Raw genomic sequence first — 15,528 nt, forward strand, 5'->3', positions numbered from 1 at the left:
TGGCCTAGGAGCCTGCCGGACTTAACGCTGACCTACTGCGAGATCCGGTCTTTCGGCCAATTTCATTCGATCTGCTTCGTTAAATAGCGGGCTATTCGCCTCATCAGATCGATAAACTTGTCTCGAAATCCAAATCTCTCGCGACGATCGGTCAAATCCGACAGGCTCCTAGCCGCGGCGCTGGCCGCGCCCCCGGCTTGGCCAGCAGCAGCTGGCAGGTGCCGATGGTGCGCTCGGCAAAGCCTCCCTCGCAGTAGCAGAGGTAGTAGCGCCACAGGCGAATGAAACGCTCGTCGTAGCCGAGTCGGCGGACCCGCTCGAGGCTCGCCTCGAAGCGGTGGCGCCACTCGCGCAGGGTGCGCGCGTAATGGGGGCCGATCTCGTCCAGGGCCAGCACATTGAGCGAGGTGCGCCGGGCCAGGCCGTCGAGCAGAGCGCGGTGGGAAGGCAGAAAGCCCCCGGGAAAGACATGGCGCTTGATAAAGTCCATCTCCCGCTTGGCCGCCTCGAAGCGCTGGTCGCGAATGGTGATCGCCTGCAGCATGGCCAGGCCGTCGTCGGTCAGCAGCCGGTCGAGCGTGGCCAGGTAGGTGTCCAGGTACTGATGGCCCACCGCCTCGACCATCTCCACCGAGATCAGTCGATCGAAGCGTCCTTGGAGCTCCCGATAGTCCTGCCGCAGTAGGGTGATGCGCTCGCCCAGTCCCTCCTCCTCGATACGCCGGGCGACATGCTCGTGCTGCTCGGCGGAGATGGTGGTGGTGGTGACCCGGCAGCCCCGGGTCTTCGCCGCATGGATGGCCAGCCCGCCCCAGCCGGTGCCGATCTCCAGCAGATGGTGTTCGGGGCGAACGTCCAGTGCCTCCAGCATCACCTCGAGCTTATGGGTGGAGGCCTCCTCCAGGCTCGCCTCGGCATGCGGGAAGAGGGCGCTGGAGTACATGCGATGCTCGCCGTCGAGAAAGGTGGCGAACAGCTCGTTGCCGATGTCGTAGTGGGCCGCGATATGGCGCCGTGCGCCGCGCCGCGTATTGCGCCGCAGGGCGTTGAACGCGCCGAGCAGCCAGCGGCCGACCCGCGCGGTGCCGTTTTCCAGCTCGCCGTTGACCCGCTCGAGGTTGAGGGCGAACAGCCGGATCAGCGCCACCAGGTCGTCGGCGTCCCAGTCGCCGTCGATATAGGCCTCGGCGGCCCCCACGCTGCCGCCCAGCGCCAGGCGTCGCCAGGCCCGGGGGCGGCGCACCACCAGCGTCACCCGTAGCGGGCCATCCTGGCCCAGATGGTAGCACCGGCTACCCTCGATCAGGGTGATCCTGCCCCCCTCCAGACGCTGCAGCTGGGCCAGCAGCCGGGGTCGCAGCCAGCGGGTGAGGCGGTCGGTCTCTTCCGCCAGGGGGCGGGTGGTGCTAGCAGAGCGCAGGGTGTTCACGATGAACCCTCCTTACGGGATCTCGGGGCGGGGCCGGGGTGGTCGTGGATCGGAACCCCCTTGGCCCACAGACGCAGCGCCTCGAGGTGGATGGCGGCGCGGCTCTTGAGGTTCATCCAGGGCTGGCGGGCCAGGGTGCTCAGCAGCACCCGGCGGGTCGCCGGGCGGGCGGTCAGGGTCAGGGTGGCGTCGAAGTGGCAGGCCTCGCCCTGCCAGGTCTCCATGTGCATCAGCAGCCGCTCGCCGGGGGTGTTGAAGCGCCAGCGGTAGGCCATGTCCATGGGGTTGAAGGGGGAGACATGCATTGCCTTGGCGAATGTCGCTTCGTGGCGGTGCCGGCTCGGCTCCACCGCGCAGGCGTAGCGGACACGCTCGCCCCAGGGGGTGTTGGTGACCTCGGCGAGCAGGGCTCGCAGCGCCCCCTGGTGATCGTGGAGGTAGTAGAACGATACCGGGTTGAAGCCGCTGCCCAGGGTGCGCAGCTGGGTCAGCAGGCAAACGCGCCCAGCGGGGGCGCTACCCAGCTGGCGAGCCACGGCGTCACGGGCCACGTCGGCCAGCGGCCGGTCGTGGGACGCCGACTGGTCTTTGAGATGGTCCTCGCGGCGAAAGCGGGCCAAGGCCGGGCGCCGGGCGCTGAAGCCGGGCACCCCGTCGAACAGTGCGGGCAGCTCGTCGAGGTCCAGCCAGGCCATCCAGACCCCGTAGCGAAAGGCGTGCTCACGGGGCAGGAAGCGACGATGGCGCAGCGTCCCGCGATAGATGCGTGAGCGGGGCGTATCGCTCATGGCGTGGTCTCCAGCGCTGCCCCGGCGGGGGCGGTCCGTGGCGGCAGCGCTTCGTCGCAGCCCAGGGCCCGGGCCACCCGCAGCGCGCTCCATACCCCGTCCTCGTGGAAGCCGTTGCGCCAGTAGGCGCCGCAGAAGTGGGTCCGGCCAGCGCCACCCGAGATCTCGCCGTGGCGAGCCTGGGCGGCATGACCGGCCAGGGTGAACTGGGGGTGGGCGTAGCGGAAGCGGCCCAGCACCCTGGTCGGGTCGATGGCGGCGCTGTCGTTGAGCGTCACGCAGAAGGTGTGCGGGGCGTCGAGGCGCTGCAGGATGTTCATGTCGTAGGTCACCGAGACCCGGGCGCTTTCGCCGCGGCCGTCGAGGCGGTAGTTCCAGCTCGCCCAGGCACGGCGGCGGCGGGGCAGCAGGCGGGTGTCGGTATGCAGCACCACGTCGTTGTCGCGGTAGGGCAGCGCGCCGAGAATCTCGCGTTCGCTCGGGGTGGCGTCATCGAGCAGCGCCAGCGCCTGGTCGGCGTGACAGGCCAGCACCACCTGATCGAAGGTCTCGATGCCTCGCGGCGTGCGCAGCGAGACACCGGTAACCTCGCGGCGCAGGCCGGTGACCGGGGTGGCCAGGCGGATGCGCTCGGCGTAGGGGGCGGTCAGCGCCGGCACATAGGCCCGCGAGCCGCCGACCAGGGTGTGCCACTGGGGGCGGTCGCTGACCGACAGCAGGCCGTGGTGGCGGAAGAAGCGCAGGAAGAACAGTGCCGGGAAGGCGCGCAGGTCGTGGAGGCTGGCCGACCAGATGGCGGCCCCCATGGGCAGCAGGTAGCGGGTCTGGAAGGCATGGCCGTAGCCGCCGCTCGCCAGGTAGTCGCCCAGGGTGGTGGCGGCGTCCAGGCGCTCCTCGTCCAGGTCGCGTACGGCACGACGGTTGAAGCGCAGGATATCGGCCAGCAGGCGGTAGAAGGCCGGGCGCAGCAGGTTGCGACGCTGGGCGAACAGGGTCGCCAGGGTGTGGCCGTTGTACTCGAAGTCGCGGTCGGTCTGGTGTACCGAGAAGCTCATCTCGGTGGGCTGGCTGGCCACCCCCAGCCGCGCCATCAGGCGCTGGAAGTGGGGGTAGGTCCAGTCGTTGAAGACGATGAACCCGGTGTCGATGGCGTAGTGCCGGCCGTCGAGTTCGACGTCGACGGTGGCGGTGTGGCCGCCCAGTCGTTGGCCGGCCTCGAACAGCGTGACCTCATGGCGGGGGCTCAGGTACCAGGCGGCCGCCATGCCGCTGATGCCGCTGCCCACCACGGCGATGCGCTGGGGGGGCTCCGGCTGGTGGCGCAGGGGAAGGCAGGGCGCGTTCATGGGTGGGCCTCCGTGGCCGGTGAGCGGGACAGGCGCCGGCCGAGCCGCAGGCGCAGCCCGGGGGGCAGAATGCCGAGCAGTCGCAGCGGCAGTGTGAAGCGACGGGGAAAGTGGATGTCCAGCCGGCGCTTTGCCAGCCCGGTGAGAATGGCCTCTGCCGCCGCGTCGGCCGGGATGCGCATGGGCATGGGGAAATCGTTGCGCGCGGTCAACGGGGTCTCGACGAAGCCGGGGTGGATCAGGCTCACGTCGATGCCCTCGGCGTGGAGGTCCAGTCGCAGCGACTCGAGAAAGTGGCTGAGCGCCGCCTTGGAGGCGCCGTAGGCCTCGGCGCGGGGCAGCGGCAGATAGGCCGCGGCGCTGGAGGTGGCGGCGAGCAGCGGTCGCATGCCCTCGGTGCGGGCCCGGCGCAGCAGCGGCAGGGCCGCCTCGAGGCAGTAGGTGGCGCCGAAGAAGTTGACGGCGAAGACCCGCTCCACCAGCTCGACGTCGAAGTCCTGGGCCTCCAGGTATTCGCAGGTGCCGGCGTTGAGCAGCGCCAGGTCGAGGCCGCCGAAGGCCTCGGCGAGTCGCTCGCCGGCACGGGCGACGGCCTGCCGGTCGGTCACGTCCAGCGGCAGCGGTAGGGCGTTGTCGAATTCCGCGGCGAGCGCCGCCAGCTCGCGCTCTCCCCGTGCGCTGAGGGCGACCCGGTGGCCCTGTTCCAGCAGGCGCCGGGCCAGGGTGCGACCGATGCCGGAGGTGGCGCCGGTCAACCAGACACGTTGGGGGACGGGTGAGGACATGCAGCCTCCAGTTCAGTGGCGGGCGTTCCGCCGGTTTGCTGGCGGCCACCCTGGCCGCACTAGCCGAATCGTCGTTTCAACTGTCGAATCACCCCGCCGAGCAGCGGCAGGCGCTCATAGAGCAGGGCGCCGACATCGAAGTAGTCGCGGTGGCAGGCCACCTTGCCGCTGCCGTCGGCGGCGAAGCGCAGCCGGGAACAGCCCTCGACCTGTATCTCACGCCCCTTTGCCAGTCGCGGGTGGGTCAGGTGCAGGGTCCAGGTGGCGAAGGCGGTATCGCCGAGGCGCTGCCGTTCATGGAAGCGGAATCGACACGCCGTCACATTCTCGTACAGGCTGGCGAAGTAGCGTTCCAGCGCCTCTGTTCCCTCAATTCGGTGGAGCGGGTCGATAAACACGACGTCGGAAGTATAGAACCTGTAGAGCTCTTCTGTACAGCTCTTGTCAAGATTATTGAAGAAGCCGCAGAAGGCTTCCAGGTGCGGGTCCTGGTCCATGGGGAGTCGCTCTCGACGTGGGGGTGGGTGTCAGCCGGCCTTGAGTGACGCGAAGGCGTCCAGGGCGCGGGTCCGGGCCGCCCTGTGATCGACGATCGGCGGCGGATAGCCAAGCTCGCGCAGCCGGTCGCGGGGTGGGGCGTGGCGCGCCTTCGCCGGCAGCGCGGCCAGTTCGGGCAACCACTCGGCGAGGAAGCGGCCGTTGGGGTCGAAGCGCCGCGACTGGGTGGTGGGGTTGAAGATGCGGAAATAGGGAGCGGCATCGGTGCCGGTGGAGGCGGCCCACTGCCAGCCGCCGTTGTTGGCGCAGAATTCGCCGTCCACCAGGTGGCGCAGGAAGAAGGCCTCGCCGCGGCGCCAGTCGATCAGCAGGTGCTTGGCGAGAAACATGGCGGTGATCATGCGCAGCCGGTTATGCATCCAGCCGGTGGCCACCAGCTGGCGCATGGCGGCATCGACGATCGGGTAGCCGGTGCGGCCCTCGCACCAGGCGGCAAAGCCGGCCTCGTCGTCGCGCCAGGCGAGCCGCTCGGTGTGGACCTGAAAGGCGCGGTGGCGACACACCCGAGGGAAGCCGAAGGCGATGTGCTGGTAGAACTCGCGCCATACCAGCTCGTTGACCCAGGCGGCGAGGCCGGGGTCGCCCTCGGTCAGGCGGCCGTTGTTCTCGGTCAGCACCGCCTGCAGGCACTGGCGATGGGAGAGCATGCCCAGCGCCAGGTAGGGAGAGAGCTCACTGGTGCCGCGGATCGCCGGCATATCGCGCTGCTCGGCGTAGTGGCGGGCGCGAAAGCGCAGGAAGCGCTCGAGCCGGTCGGCGGCCGGGCCCTCGCCGGCGGGCCACTGGCGGCCGTCGATGGGGGTGTCCTCCAGCGCGGGCAGCGCGGGCAGCGCGGGCAGTGCATCGGCGGCTATGGGCAGGTGCGCCTGGGGGGCGGGGGTGTCGTGCAGCGCCAGCCGTTCGCCACTCAGCCGGCGATGCCAGGCGCGGCTGAAGGGGGTGAAGACACCGTAGACGTCGCCCTTGCCGGTCAGCAGCTCGCCGGGGGCGAAGGCCACGCGGTCGTGGTGGCCCCAGGCGCCGAGCCCCGCCCCCTGAAAGGCCTCGACCACGGCGCGGTCGCGGGTGACCTCATCCAGGGGGTACTCGTGGTTGAAATGCAGCCCCGCGGCGCCGAGCTCCCGGGCGATGGCCAGCAGCGCCGCCGGGGCCTGGGCGAAGTCGTTGAGGTCGCGGTGCAGCAGCGGGATATTGAGCCCGGCCAGGGCCTCGCCCAGCGCCGCCACCCCGCGGTGCCAGAAGTCCAGCTTGTTGGCGCCGTGGCCGTGGCGCCGCCAGTGGGGCAGGCAGCGCAGGAAGACCGCCACCACCGGCCCCTGTCTCGCGGCGGCGGCCAGGGCGGCGTTGTCGGCGAGGCGCAGGTCGCTGCGAAACCACATCAGAACGGGAGGCATAGCGGCTCCTCGGGCGCGGCGGTGATGGGGTGGCGTGGAGCGGTGTCACGCCTCTCGCAGTAGCGGGCCAAGCTGGGCGATGGCCTGGGGCAGGTCATCGCCGAGCAGCGCCACCTGGCTGGCCTTCAGGTCGCTGTGGCGGATCCGTGCCACCGGCCCGCACAGCGCCAGCGGTACCTCCAACTGCTCCGCCAGGCGCGGCAGCTGGCGGCGGATCAGGTCGGCGCGTTCGGCGCGTCCGCTGGCCAGCAGCAGGGCCGAGGCCCGCAGTCGCTCCGCCGCCAGCGGCAGTTCGCCGAGGGGCAGGGGGGCATCGAACAGCTGGATATGGTAGCCGGCGTCGCTGGCGGCCAGGGCCGCCAGCAGCAGCCACAGCGGTCCCGGGTCGTCGGGCAGCGGGGTAAGCAGCAGCCGTGGCCCCTGGCTCGCCAGGTTGGCGTGATAGAGCCGGGTGCCGATGCGGGTGCGCAGGAAGGCTTCCAGGCATCGGCGCTGCAGGGTGGCGCCGAGCTGGTCGTCCCACTGCTCCTCCAGCTCGCGCACGGCCGGCTGCCACAGCTCGACCAGGCAGGTGGTCACCGGGTAGAGGGCCAGGCCCTGGTTGAACAGGGCCTCCAGGCGGGCCAGGTCCAGGGCTTCCACCGCCGTGATCAGCTGGCGGCGCTGGCTCGACCAGTCGCCGGATGCCGGCTCGGGGGCGGGGGCGACCTCCGGCTGGTCGAGCAGGTCCTTGACCTGGCTGACCGGCACGCCGCGGTTGAGCCACTGCAGGATGCGCTCGACCCGCTCGATGTCCTCCCGGGCGTAAAGGCGATGGCCCTTGGGGGTGCGCTGCGGGCAGATCAGCCCGTAGCGGCGCTCCCAGGCGCGCAGGGTGACCGAGTTGACACCGGTGAGTCGGGACACCTCGCGTATCGGGTACAGCGGCGTGTCGGCCGGGTGGGTCGCCTTGTCGGTCATGCTGCATTTGCCTCCTGGTTGGGCGGGACCGAACGCCTCCGCCTGTCGTCGCCTGGGTGCGGGCGGTATCGCCCTTGGATATCGCGATATTGTACACCACTCAGGCGCTGTACAAGTGCCGCCTGGGCGTGGTCGCCGGCCGAGTATTCACCGGCTGGCGGCGTCAGTTGCCGTTGATCAGCGCCTGGCCGAGGTGGTAGCCCGAGAGCCAGGCATCCTCGACGCGGGGGCCGCGCCAGCCGTCGCCGCACAGCGCCAGGCCGCCGGCCCCGCGCCGGTAGTCGCGGTTGATCGCCTCGCCGCTGGCGAAGACGTCGGGTTGGGCATAGCGCCAGCGGTGGGCCCCCGTTTCGCTGGGGGCGGGGAGCTCCACCCCGTCGGGCAGGGCCGTGCGCAGGGCGTCGAGCAGCGCGGCCACCACCCAGGCGGCGTCGGCCTCCAGGTGCTCCTGGCTCCAGGGCAGCCTGGCCAGCAGGGTCAGGCTCTCACCCTGTTCCGCGCGCCCGGGCTTGCTGTCGTTGCGGGCCACGAAGCGCAGCGGGCCCTCGGCCGGCATGGCCGCCTGCCAGTCCTGGGGCACGCCGGGCAGGCGCGGCAGCGGTGCCGCGAGGCGCGCCCAGGCCGCCCAGCAGGGGCGCTGGATCACCCGGCGGCAGGCCTCGCCGAGCGACGCCTCGTGGGCCGCCACCAGAGACTCGGCCTGGGGCGTCGGGGCGCTCACCACTACCTGGTCGTAGGGGCCGTGGCGATGGCCGCCGTGGTCGTGCAGCCACCAGCCGGCGCTGTCCCGGGCCAGCTGGACGATGCGCGTATCGACCTGCAGCGTTAGCCCCTCGGCCAGATGGCGAGTGAGGGCGCTCATGCGCGGGGTGCCGATATAGCGGGTGCGGCCGTCATGGTGGCGGTGCCACTGCCCGGCCTCGACCCGCCAGACTCGCTGGGGCCAGGGCGCTATCTGCCCGTCACGCCGCCAGCGCTCGACTTCGCGCTGGAAGCGTTCGTCTCTTACGCTGAAGAACTGAGCGCCGATGTCCAGGCTGGCCTCCGCCAGGCGCCGGGTTGCCAGACGTCCGCCAGGGCCGCGGGACTTTTCGAACAGCGTCACTGGCCAGCCGGCCGAGTGGAGGGCCCGGGCACAGGCCAGGCCGGCGATGCCGGCGCCGATGATGGCGGTGGAACAGGGGGCCGTCTGGGTCATGGGGCCTCACGCAGAGAAGCGGCTTTTCCGCTAGACTAGCAGAAGCGTACAACGGTTGTATAACCAGCATTTTCACGATCAACGATGCCAGGGAGGAGTTCGGGATGCGAGTGCTGATTACCGGAGGCAGTGGGTTCGTCGGGCAGCGGCTGTGTCAGCGCCTCAATGAGGCGGGGCACCGGCTGCTGGTGGTGTCCCGCGACCCGGAAGCCGTGCGCAGTCGGCTTCCCAAGGGGGCCGATCTGCGCCGCTCGGTGCTGGATTTCGTCGACTCGCCCCCCGATGCGATCGTCAACCTGGCCGGCGAGTCCATCGCCGGCCGGCGCTGGAGCGACAATCAGAAGAAGCGGCTGATCGACTCGCGGGTCAATATCACCCGCGACCTGGTGATCCTCTGCGAACAGCTCAAGCAGACCGGCGGCCGGGCGCCGCAGGTGATGGTCTCGGGCTCGGCGATGGGCTACTACGGCGACCAGGGCGACACCGAGGTCACCGAGGAGACCCCGCCCCATGACGAGTTCGCCCATCGGCTGTGCAAGCGCTGGGAGGACACCGCCCGGGAGGCGACGGAATTCGGCACCCGGGTGGTGCTGCTGCGTCTCGGCCTGGTGCTGGATGCCGGCGGCGGCAGCCTGCAGAAGATGCTGCCGCCGTTCAAGCTGGGGCTCGGCGGGCGCTTCGGTGACGGCAGGCAGTTCATGCCCTGGATCCACCGTGAGGATCTGGTGCGGGCGATCTGCTTTCTGCTCGAGCATGATGAGCTGGAGGGGCCGGTCAACGGCAGCGCGCCGCATCCGGTGCGCAACGCCGAGTTCGCGCGCACCCTGGCGAAGCAGCTCAAGCGGCCGGCGGTGCTGCCGGTACCGGCCATCGTCCTGGAAACCGCCTTCGGCGAGATGGCGCGGCTGCTGCTGACCGGCGCCGACATGCGCCCCAAGCGCCTCCAGGGGGCGGGCTTTCAGTTCAAGTTCGAGACGCTCGAGGCGGCGCTGGCCGATATCCTGGGTTGAACCACCTTGCCAATGTGGCGGGACGCCGGAGGCAGGCCGAAGAGGAGGTCATTTGCCATGGAAGGCAAATGTAGCGCCCAGGGAGGGGTTCACAGCGCCTCCTAGTAGGCCTGTCGCCGGACCAGTCCCGGATCACCTTGCCTCTTCTCCCACCGTCACGATCACCCGCACCGCATCCAGGCGCAAACGGGTGCCGTCGATGGCGGCGTCGAGCTCGGCCCGCTCGTGGCGCAGGGCCTCGAGCTCCTCCTCGCGCACGGCGGGGTTGAGCCGTGCCAGCGCCGTGAGGCGGGCCAGCTCACCGTCCAGCGACTCGCGCATGCGCACCTGGGCGGCCTCGACGATGCTCGGCAGCTCGCGGTCGGCCTCCAGCTCGCCCTGGGTGAGCAGCTCGCGCAGCCGGTCATGGCGGCTGCGGATCAGATCCCGGGCCATGGCCTTCTTGACCTTCTGCAGGTTCTTCGAAAGCCCCGTGAAGGAGATCTTGTCGGTGAGCACGGCGCCGGATTCGTCGAGCAGCACCCGCACCGCGGTGGGCGGCAGGAAGCGGTTGACGTGCAGCCGCCGGGGCGCCGGGCAGTGGGTGCGAAACACCAGCTCGGTCATGATCCGGCCGGCAGGAATCGCCGGGTGCTTGAGCAGCGCCAGGGCGGTGTTGCCCATGGTGCCGTCGAGGATACGGCCCATCATCTCGCGCAGCAGCGGGTGCTCCCAGGAGAGACGCTGGACGTCGTCGCGGGCCAGCGCGCGCGACCGTGACAGAGTGGCGGTGAAGCCGTCCTCGCCCTTCACCAGGCCGGGCAGGCCGTCGAGCATCTGCGGGCTCGGCTGCAGGTGCAGCAGGCCGCCGCCGAGCTCCTGGCCGTCGACGCCGAAGATATCCAGCGCTTGGTCCAGGTAGCGCGGCAGCGCCCGGTCCTCGTCCAGCTCGCGGATGGCGTCGGCCACCGCCTCGGCCCGCCCGGGGCGGCAGGCATTGAGCTCCAGCAGCCGGTTGCGGCCGGCGTCGCGCTCGGCCAGCCGGCTGTCGAACAGGGCGCGTGTCTCGGCGATCAGCTCGTCGAGGCTCTCGTCGTCGAGCAGTGCCTCGGCCAGGGCGTCGCCGAAGGCGTCGAACAGGGCGTTGCCCTCGCCGTGAGGGGCGCTGAAGGCCTCCATGCCCTCGCGGTACCAGCGCAGCAGCCGCTCGCCGGGGCTGCCTTCCAGCACCGGCACATGAATCTCGATGGCATGGCGCTGGCCGATCCGGTCGAGCCGCCCGATGCGCTGCTCCAGCTGGTCGGGATGCTGGGGCAGGTCGAACATCACCAGGTGGCGGCAGAACTGGAAGTTGCGCCCCTCGGAGCCGATCTCCGAGCAGATCAGCGCCCGGCAGCCATCCTCGTCATCGGCGAAGGCCGCCGCGGCGCGGTCGCGCTCCACCAGCGAGAGGCCTTCGTGGAACACCGGCGCATGGAAGCCGCCGAGCACCCGCAGCGCCTCGGCCAGGCCCTGGGCGGTGTCGCGGCCGTGGGCGATCACCAGCACCTTGTCGTTGGCGAAGCCCTGCTCGCCGTCGTCCGCGAGTCGCTCGAGCAGCCAGCTGACCCGGGGGTCGAACTGCCACCAGGGCTCTTCGTTCAAGGGGTCGTCGGTCAGCGCCTGGTACATGGCGTCGGGATAGATCAGCACGTCCGGGTGGTCGAGGCCGGTCTCGATCAGCAGCTCGTCGAGGTAGTCCTCGTCGCGCTCGAGCTTGCGCAGCACCCGACGGTAGGGCGAGGGCAGCGCCAGCGGGGCCAGGTGCAGGCGACGCTCCGGAAAGCCGCCCACATGGCGGCGGCTGTTGCGAAACATCACCCGGCCGGTGCCGTGGCGGTCGAGCAGCGCCTCGCGCAGCTGGCTGCGGGCGGCGGCGTGCTGGGAGTCACCGGCCTCGGGGTTGGCCAGGGTGTCGAGCAGCGCCAGGCTGTCGGGTTCGTCGATCACCGCGGCGACCCGCTCTCGGTCGGCGTCATCGCCGCCGGTCGACGAGCCGGGCAGTCGCTCCAGGGCATCGATCGCCTCGGCCACCTGCACATAGCCCTGCTCCTCCTCGCGGAAGCGCTCGAGGCTGTGGTAGCGGTCCGGGTCGAGCAGGCGCAGCCGCGCGAAATGGCTCGTGAGGCCCATCTGCTCCGGGGTGGCGGTGAGCAGCAGTACGCCGTCGATCTCGGCGGCCAGGCGCCCCACGCAGGCGTAGCCGGGTCCCGCCTGCTCCTCGCTCCAGTCCAGGTGGTGGGCCTCGTCGACGATCAGCAGGTCCCAGGCGCAGGCCAGCGCCTGGGCCTGGCGGTGGGGATTGGCGAACAGCCAGTCCTGGCTGGCCAGAATGAGCTGGCCGGCCTCGAAGGGGTTGGCCGCGCCGTGGGCCTGGCTCTGCTGTTCGTCGAGCAGGGTCACCTCCAGGGCGAAGCGGCGCAGCAGCTCCACCAGCCACTGGTGGCAGAGGCTCGCCGGCACCAGGATCAGCGCCCGCTCGGCGCGACCGGTGAGCAGCAGGCGGTGCAGGATCAGTCCCGCCTCGATGGTCTTGCCCAGGCCCACCTCGTCGGCCAGCAGCACCCGGGGAGCGTGGCGTCGCGACACCTCGTCGGCGATATAGAGCTGATGGGGGATCAGGTCGATACGCGGCCCGGCCAGGCCCAGCGCCGGGTTCTGCTCGATGCGGTGGAAATGGTGCAGGGTGCGAAAGCGCAGGTCGAACCAGTCGTTGCGGTCCACCTGACCGGTGAGCAGTCGGTCGCGGGCCTGGTCGAACTGCATGGTGTCGGCCAGCTTGGCCTCGGGCAGCTCGGTGAGCTCGCCCTGGTCGTCCTCGCCGATATAGACGATCAGGCCGCCCACCTCCTTGCTGTCGTCGACCCGCATCTGCCAGCCGTCGGCGGACTGGATGCGGTCACCGCTGCCGAAGGCGACACGTGTCAACGGGGCCTGACGGCTGCTGTAGGTGCGGGTTTCCTGGCTGGCGCCGAACAGCACGGTGACGCTGCGCGCATCGCAGCTCAGGATGGTGCCCAGACCCAGCTCGGCCTCGCCGTCGCTGATCCAGCGCTGGCCGGGTGAAAAGTCGCTCATGGTGCCTCGGAGGATGCTGAAAACGGTGCGCACACCGCCGACGATTGAGCCGCCGGCGGCAACGGGGCGAGGGATTCTAACGCAAAGCCCGTCCCGGCTTAAGGGTGGCGATGACGCTCAGAGCATGTTAAGGCGGCAAGGCTCAGTGGCGGCGCAGCCAGCCGTCGAGCTGGGCGCGGGAGAGCTCGCCCACGTGGCGTTCCACGGCGCGCCCCTCGGCGTCGAACAGCACTGTGGTAGGCAGGCCGGGCGACTCCATGATCATCATCAGCTCCTGATAGGGATCGAGCAGCGGGTAGCGAAATGCCAGCTCCTGTTCGTCGAGGTAGCGCACCACCTGCAGCAGGTCCTCGCCCTGGTTGACCACCACCACGCTGACGCCGTCGCGGGCGTCGGCCTCGGCCAGCAGCGGCATCTCGCGCACGCAGGGCGGACACCAGGTGGCCCACAGGTTGACCACTACCAGTTCGCCGCGCAGCTCCTGGAGGTGAACCGTCTCACCCTCGAGGTTCTCCAGAGCGATATCGGGCAGCTCGCGCAGCACCATGTCGCCGCCCAGTGGGGCCAGGGTCACCAGCACCAGCCACAGCGCCGAGGCGCCCACCGTCAGCGCCATTGCGCCGATCAGCCGCAGCAGGTGGTCGCGCAGCGTCCAGCCGGTCCAGATCAGGGCGGCGAGCAGCCCCCACAGGCCGTGGTAGCCCGGCAGCCACAGCTTGAGCACGTCCAGCGGGGCGGCGGCGTAGGCGTCGAGATTCATGGCCACGTGACCCAGTCGGGCGCCGACCAGCCAGGCCAGGATCAGGCCGTTGAACCAGCGCGCCCGGGCGCCACTGGAAAGCCCCAGCAGTAGCCAGGCGGCGGCGAGCAGCAGCAGCGCGCTGGCCAGGGCGTAGAGGCGAGGAATGGAAATCAGCACGGGGCCCAGGGCGAAGGCATCCATGGGGTTAGCTCCGGGGTGCGGGGTCGGCGCCGGCGGCGGGACCGGGTAGAATCACACGCTTACGACAGCGTTTCGGCAAAGGCATGCCTACTGTTCATCGACAGGGCCGGCTTTTCAAGCGCAGGTTTGCCACCCGGCGGGAGCCCTTCATGGTCAACAAGCCTCACGATACCCTTCGCGCCCTGGCCATCGCCAGCCAGGCGCTGGGCTTCATCCTCATCATCACCCTGGAAACCCTGATGGGCAATGCCGCCCGCCCCTGGCAGGGGCTGACCCTGGCGCTCATGGTGGCCTGCGCCCTGGTGCTGGCGCTGATGCGGTTGTATCGCCGCAACAAGGCGCGCAAGGCGCTGGACCGTCGCCTGGCGGACGCCGATGATGACGACGACGCGCCTTGACGTTTACCAAGGTCGGGGTGGGATGAGTCGACAGCCGTGGGCCGAGCCCCGGGGCAGGGTGTCGATGAAACAGGGGGGGGGGCGCATGACGCACAGCGACCCGCAAGACGCGCAGCAGGAGGTTCGCCGCGAGGCGCGGCGGCGATGGCGGCTGGCGGCGGGGCTGCTGTTGGGGCCGCTGCTGGCGCTGCTGGTGATGCTCACGGCGCCGCCGGCCCAGATGCCCCCGGCGGCCTGGCAGGTAGTGGCGCTGACGGCCTGGATGGCGGTCTGGTGGGTCGCCGAGCCGGTGCCCATTGCGGTGACCGCGCTGCTGCCGGTGGCGGTGCTGCCGCTGATGGGCATGGCGCCCATCGCCGAGGTGGCGGCGCCCTATGCCAATCCGCTGATCTTCCTGTTCCTCGGTGGCTTTCTGCTGGCCGAGGCCATCCAGCGCTGGAACCTGCACCGGCGCATCGCCATGCTGGTGCTGCGGGTCTCGGGGCATCGCCCGCATCAGCTGGTGGGCGGCTTCATGATCGCCACCGCCGGGCTCAGCATGTGGGTCAGCAATACCGCCACGGCGGCACTGATGGTGCCCATCGGCCTGTCGGTGCTGGGCCTGCTGGAGCGCCAGGGCGGGGTCGGCGCCAGCCGGCACATGGCACTGACGCTGCTGCTGGGCATCGCCCTGGCGGCCAATATCGGCGGCATGGGCACGCTGATCGGCACCCCGCCCAACGCGCTGCTGGCCGGTTTCATGGCCGACAACTACGGCATCGAGATCGGCTTCGCCCAGTGGATGCTGCTGGCGGTGCCGCCGGCACTGGTGCTGCTGGCGCTGGCCTGGTGGCTGCTCACCCGCTTGGTCTACCCGCTGCCCCGGGATGTCGTGCCGGGAATCGAGGGGCTGCTGCGCGAGCAGGCCGATGACCTGGGGCGCATGACCGGCCCCGAGCGCCGGGTAGCGATGATCTTCGCCCTGGTGGCGGTGGCCTGGGTGACTCGCCCGCTGCTGCAGGGGCTGCTGCCCGGGCTGGAGCTCACCGATGCCGGAGTCGCGGTAATCGGCGCCCTGCTGCTGTTCGTGACGCCCGCCCGCTGGCAGTCCCGCCAGTTCCTGCTCGACTGGGACAGCGCGCGCCACCTGCCCTGGGGCGTGCTGATCCTGGTGGGGGGTGGCCTGAGCCTGGGCAGCGCCATCGAGAGCAGCGGCCTGGCGGCCGCCGTGGCCGAGGGGCTGTCGGCCTTCGGCGACTGGCCGCAGTGGACCCTGGTGACGCTGGTGGTGCTGGTGGTGATGCTGATGAGCCACGTGACCAGCAACACCGCGACGGCGGCGGCTATCCTGCCGCTGACCGCCTCGCTGACCGTGAGCCTGGGGGCGAGCCCGCTGCTGCTGTCGGTGCCGGTGGCCATGGCCGCGAGCTGTGCCTTCATGCTGCCGGTGGCCACGCCCCCCAACGCCGTGGTGTTCGGCAGCGGCAAGCTGAGGGTGATCGACATGGTGCGGGCCGGCGCCCTGGTCAGCCTGGCCGGGGTGGTGGTGATCACCCTGGTGGTGTTTGCCCTGGCAATGCCGGTGCTGGGCTTCGGCTGGGCGCGCTGAGCCTGCCCGCCGGGGTTGCCCTCTGGGAGGCAGCG

13 protein-coding genes are annotated in these 15,528 nt (G+C 70.6%); 3 read left to right on the forward strand and 10 right to left on the reverse strand.

Annotation, left to right across the window (positions count from 1 at the left end; translation table 11 throughout):
- Positions 1-151: 151 nt before the first annotated feature.
- From HOP52_RS16995 to HOP52_RS17030, 8 genes are all read right to left on the reverse strand, one after another.
- Positions 152-1,429 (reverse strand): SAM-dependent methyltransferase, encoded by a 1,278-nt coding sequence (locus HOP52_RS16995; protein ID WP_238978594.1) that lies wholly within the window; start codon positions 1,427-1,429, stop codon positions 152-154.
- Positions 1,426-2,217: a DUF1365 domain-containing protein gene (locus HOP52_RS17000; protein ID WP_238978595.1), complete on the reverse strand. Its 792-nt coding sequence runs from the start codon at positions 2,215-2,217 to the stop codon at positions 1,426-1,428. Before HOP52_RS17000 ends, HOP52_RS16995 begins: the two co-directional genes overlap by 4 nt.
- Positions 2,214-3,563: an NAD(P)/FAD-dependent oxidoreductase gene (locus tag HOP52_RS17005; RefSeq protein WP_238978596.1), complete on the reverse strand. Its 1,350-nt coding sequence runs from the start codon at positions 3,561-3,563 to the stop codon at positions 2,214-2,216. Before HOP52_RS17005 ends, HOP52_RS17000 begins: the two co-directional genes overlap by 4 nt.
- Positions 3,560-4,348: an SDR family NAD(P)-dependent oxidoreductase gene (locus tag HOP52_RS17010; protein WP_238978597.1), complete on the reverse strand. Its 789-nt coding sequence runs from the start codon at positions 4,346-4,348 to the stop codon at positions 3,560-3,562. The genes HOP52_RS17005 and HOP52_RS17010 overlap by 4 nt, the downstream gene beginning before the upstream one ends.
- Before the next feature lie 59 nt (positions 4,349-4,407).
- Positions 4,408-4,845: a nuclear transport factor 2 family protein gene (locus tag HOP52_RS17015; protein WP_238978598.1), complete on the reverse strand. Its 438-nt coding sequence runs from the start codon at positions 4,843-4,845 to the stop codon at positions 4,408-4,410.
- A 30-nt stretch (positions 4,846-4,875) separates the two neighbouring features.
- Positions 4,876-6,300, reverse strand: a complete 1,425-nt coding sequence (phrB, locus tag HOP52_RS17020; protein WP_238978599.1) for a deoxyribodipyrimidine photo-lyase — start codon at positions 6,298-6,300, stop codon at positions 4,876-4,878.
- A gap of 45 nt (positions 6,301-6,345) precedes the next feature.
- Positions 6,346-7,260, reverse strand: coding sequence for a MerR family transcriptional regulator (locus tag HOP52_RS17025; protein WP_275298261.1), 915 nt, complete (start codon positions 7,258-7,260; stop codon positions 6,346-6,348).
- Positions 7,261-7,423: 163 nt separating this feature from the next.
- On the reverse strand, positions 7,424-8,458 hold the full coding sequence (locus HOP52_RS17030; protein WP_238978600.1) for an NAD(P)/FAD-dependent oxidoreductase: 1,035 nt from the start codon (positions 8,456-8,458) through the stop codon (positions 7,424-7,426).
- A gap of 104 nt (positions 8,459-8,562) precedes the next feature.
- Here HOP52_RS17030 and HOP52_RS17035 point away from each other — a divergent pair, with 104 nt between their 5' ends.
- Positions 8,563-9,468 carry a TIGR01777 family oxidoreductase gene (locus HOP52_RS17035; RefSeq protein ID WP_238978601.1) on the forward strand — a complete coding sequence of 302 codons (906 nt, stop codon included), beginning with the start codon at positions 8,563-8,565 and terminating at the stop codon, positions 9,466-9,468.
- Between the two features lie 132 nt (positions 9,469-9,600).
- On the opposite strand, the gene rapA is transcribed toward HOP52_RS17035, so the two are convergent.
- Positions 9,601-12,564, reverse strand: coding sequence for an RNA polymerase-associated protein RapA (rapA, locus tag HOP52_RS17040; RefSeq protein WP_238978602.1), 2,964 nt, complete (start codon positions 12,562-12,564; stop codon positions 9,601-9,603).
- Between the two features lie 142 nt (positions 12,565-12,706).
- On the reverse strand, positions 12,707-13,507 hold the full coding sequence (locus tag HOP52_RS17045; RefSeq protein ID WP_238978603.1) for a TlpA disulfide reductase family protein: 801 nt from the start codon (positions 13,505-13,507) through the stop codon (positions 12,707-12,709).
- 149 nt (positions 13,508-13,656) lie between these two features.
- Between HOP52_RS17045 and HOP52_RS17050 the strand changes: the two genes are divergently transcribed.
- Complete coding sequence (locus HOP52_RS17050; protein WP_238978604.1) at positions 13,657-13,905, forward strand: hypothetical protein; 249 nt, start codon at positions 13,657-13,659, stop codon at positions 13,903-13,905.
- Positions 13,906-13,990: 85 nt separating this feature from the next.
- On the forward strand, positions 13,991-15,493 hold the full coding sequence (locus HOP52_RS17055) for an SLC13 family permease (RefSeq protein WP_238978605.1): 1,503 nt from the start codon (positions 13,991-13,993) through the stop codon (positions 15,491-15,493).
- Positions 15,494-15,528: the final 35 nt, after the last annotated feature.

This window comes from Billgrantia campisalis (genome assembly GCF_022341425.1).
GTDB lineage: Bacteria > Pseudomonadota > Gammaproteobacteria > Pseudomonadales > Halomonadaceae > Halomonas > Halomonas campisalis.